At 76.7% G+C, this 3,772-nt stretch carries 1 protein-coding gene and 1 pseudogene; both read left to right on the top strand.

Features of this window, described 5'->3' with window-relative positions:
• Positions 1–556: pseudogene (locus RKE29_RS28505) on the top strand (hypothetical protein); the annotation flags it as partial.
• A gap of 39 nt (positions 557–595) precedes the next feature.
• Positions 596–3,772, top strand: a 3,177-nt coding sequence (locus RKE29_RS28510; RefSeq protein ID WP_312008581.1) for a tubulin-like doman-containing protein, incomplete at its 3' end; no start/stop codon positions are given.

The following is a 3,772-nucleotide window of genomic DNA, read 5'->3' on the forward strand; positions in this document are numbered from 1 at the left end:
CCCGCCGCGGGGCGCGGGGCCCAGCCGGGTGGCGCGGCCCGGGCAGCCGGTGCCGCTGGGCGGCGTCGAGCTGGTCGTCCGCGACCGCGCCGCCGCGCCGTCCGCCGACACCCTGGGCGGCCCGGGTCTCGCGGGCTACACGGACTACGCGGCCTTGGGCCCCGCCCACACGGACCGCCCCGCCCACACGGACCGCGCCTCCCGCGCGGGCGGCGACGGCCGTACGGGCCGGCCCGCGCGTGCGGCCGGTGGACGTGCGGACGGCGACGACCGGGACGACCGGGACGACGGGACAAGCCGGGGCGACCGTACGGGCCGCGACGCCCGTACGAGCCGTGGGGGCAGCCGTACGAGCAGCCGTAAGGGCGACGAAAACCGCGACGGCCGCGCCGCCGCCCCCGACGGGCCCGCCGAGCCTCCCGCCCCGCGCCGAGCCCGGTGGCCCGCGCGCCGGACACCTGCGCCCCGCGCGCGGCCCGCGGCGGCCGATCCCGGCACCCCGGACCCGGCGGGCCCGGCGGCCGCCTCCGACCACCCCTACGACCCGGACATGTGACCTTTCGTCAGGCCGCGCAGGCGGCGGGATCGAGACGCCATGAGGATCTATCAGCCCATGCTCTTCGTCGGCCTCGGCGGCACCGGCTGCCGCATCGGGGCCGAGCTGGAGCACGGCCTGCGCCGCGAGCTGTGCGGGCCCGACGGGTCGGCCCTGACCGGCGGCGGCCGCCGGGCGCCGTACCAGCTGCCCGACTGCCTCCAGTTCGTGTACGCCGACTTCAGCGAGTCGGAGCTGGACCGGCTGCCGCACCTGAGCGCCAAGGGCCCGCTGGCCGGCGCGTACGCGCGCACCTCCCGCGCCATCCACGACCTGCTGCCGGCCGGCTACGACAGCTCCCCGGAGGTCACCCGCATGCTGCGCATCAGCATGCACGAGGAGACCGCCGACTGGCTGCCGCCCCAGAACGGGCAGCCGAAGGTGGCGCCCCTGCACACCGGCGCGGGCCAGCTGCCCACGGTCGGCCGGGCCGCGCTGTTCGCGACGCTGCGCGAGGGCCTGGAGCCGGTGCTGCGCCAGCTGCGGGCCGCGATCGGCGCGATCAGCAACTCCGCGGGCGACCTGCGGGAGCTGGGCGGGCGGCACATCCGCGGCTGCGACGTGTTCGTGGCCTTCTCGGTGGCGGGCGGCACCGGCGCGGGCATCTACTACGACTTCCTGCACCTGATCGGGCACGAGTTCCGCCGCAGCGGCGTGCCGAACGCGAAGGTCTACCCGCTGGTGGTCATGCCGTCCGCGTTCCCCGCCGAGGCGGGCGGCGGACGGGAGGCGGAGCTGAACGCGGCCCGCGCGCTGGTCGACCTCTCCCGCCTGGTGGACGAGCAGAACATGCCGAGCGCGCCGGACGACTTCGGGGACGTGGAGCGGCGCGCGCGCCCGGGCGTGCGCTACCCGGGGCACGGTGTGATCGGCCTGCGGCCGTCGACCGTGCAGACCGCGTTCCTGTTCAGCAGACCGGCCGGCATCCGCGCGGAGGACCTGCGGCGGTCCATCACCGCCCTGGTGATGTCGCTGGTGGGCACCGAACTGGGCGATGAGAACACGCGCGGGCGGACGGAAGGCGACTACCAGTCGTTCACCGCCAGCTTCGTCAACAAGAGCGTGGAGCGCTCGACGCCGTCCCGCTCCGGCATCGGCTACCGCGGCATGTCCACCAGCCTGGCCGCCTCCCTGACCGTGCCCGTGGACGACCTGGCGGAGATCGTGGCCGGGCGGCTGCTGGCCGCCGCCGTACGGGGCATGGCCCAGCAGGCGCTGCGGCACACCGAGGACGGCACCGCGCGCGTGCGGGAGTTCTTCGACCGCTCCGGGCTCGGCCCGCTGTGGACGCGCGAGCCGCGCGAGGTGCCGCTGCCCGCCCCGGTGCCGCGCGGCGGCCGGGCCATCGCGAACGCGCTGCGCGACCGGGTCGGCGACATGGAGGACGGCCTGGCCGGCCTGGAGCGCGACCTGGACCGGGACGTGGCGCGCCTGGTGGAGGAGTTCGCCCCGCAGCACGCCGCCCGTGAACTGCTGGCCGGCTGGGGCCCGTTCCACCTGGAACGGGTGCTCACCGGCGTGCCGGGCCACCCGCAGCGGCCCGCCGAGGCCGGGTTCGCCGGCATGCTGGACAACCGCCGCAACGACCCGGCGCGGCCCCCGGGCGTGGACACCTCGCCGCCGCAGGTGCCGCCCGTCCGGCGGTCCATGGCGGGCATGGTGCCGGCCCGCTGGGGCGACGCGGACGTGCAGCGGGCCCTCGCCGAGCAGGACGCCTGGTACCGGTGGCGCGCGAACCGGGTGTGGCACCGCGCCTGGCGCGAGCACGAGCCGCGCTGGCGCGCCCCGCTGACCCGTACGGTGAAGGACGTCACCGAGCTGGTACGGGCGCTGCGCGCGCACGAGGACGACGAGCGCAAGCTGTTCGCCGAGCGCAAGCGGGAGCTGTACCGCGACGACCGTAAGGGCGTGTCCTACCTGCTGCCGCCCCAGTCCTCGCTGCGCGGCTTCTACGACACCGTCTTCGAGCGGCTGCTCCAGCACGAGGGCCTGTCCGAGCACCAGGACGAGGTGACGCTGCTGGCCCGGCTGGTGTCCCCGCAGGACTGGCAGCGCGCCCTGGACGCGGTGCGCCGCTCGCCGCGCGCGGCCGTGCGGGAGGTCAAGCAGGTGGTCGAGCGGCGCGTCAAGCAGCTGTTCGTGGAGACCGGCGTGCTGGGCGGGCGGCCGCTGCTGCCGTCGCTGGCCGACCTGCTGAAGGCGGCCGCGGGCGACGAGGAGGCGGTGGCGGCCGTGGACGAGCAGTGGCTTGAGCAGTTCCGCGCGCAGCTGGCGAAGCTGCTGCCGGTGGGCTTCACCCCGGACGGCACCGGCCCGCTGAAGGTCCTCGTCGTGCACCCGCAGAGCGAGGCCGCCGCCCAGGCCGAGCGCTACCTCGGCCAGGAGCTGAACCTGCCCCGGGACGCCGGGCTGACCGTCGAGTACCGGCCGGTGTCCACCGAGTCCATCGCCGTGGTGCTCTTCCGCAGCGGCATGAGCCTGACGGAGATATCCGAGGTGCGCCACGTGCTGCGGCTGTGGGCGCTGGCCCGCGAGTCGCCCGGCGCGGAGGACTTCCTGCCCTGGCGGCAGCGGCTCGGGCACGGCGACGACTGGCTGGCCAGCACCGAGGACGACCGGCAGCGCATCCTGCACCGCGTGCTGTGCGCGATGTGGAACGGGCGGGTGGCGGTGGCCGGCGACCCGGCCTCGCCCACCCGGATGCGCATCCGCCTCCAGGACACCGACTCGGCGACCATGACGCTGCGCCTGGAGGCGTACGACGAGCAGCTGTCCAGCTGGGGCGGGCTGCTGCGGGCGTACGAGCAGTGGGCGCTGCTGGACGAGGGGCAGATCATCGAGGACTTCTGCCACCAGCTCATGCAGGCCCAGCCCGAGGGGCTGAGCACCACGCCGGTGCCGCCCGCGCCGCTGTTCCGGCAGCTGGTGCACGAGGTGGCGCCGCGGCAGGCGGCCCTGCTGGCCGAGCTGGCCGAGGAGCTGGGCCCGCGCGCGGAGGTCTGGCTGGGCCCGCTGCGGCACTTCTGGACGGTCACCTTGCCCGGCGCCCTGGACCTGCCGTTCCCGGGCGCCTCCCGGCCGACCCGGCCCACCCTGCGCGCCCTGGACGAGCGGCAGGCGCTGGGCGGCGGGCGGCCGGGGGCGCGGGGCGGCCGGGGCGCGGCCGGCACCGGCCGC

This window comes from Streptomyces sp. B1866 (assembly GCF_031932565.1).
GTDB lineage: Bacteria > Actinomycetota > Actinomycetes > Streptomycetales > Streptomycetaceae > Streptomyces.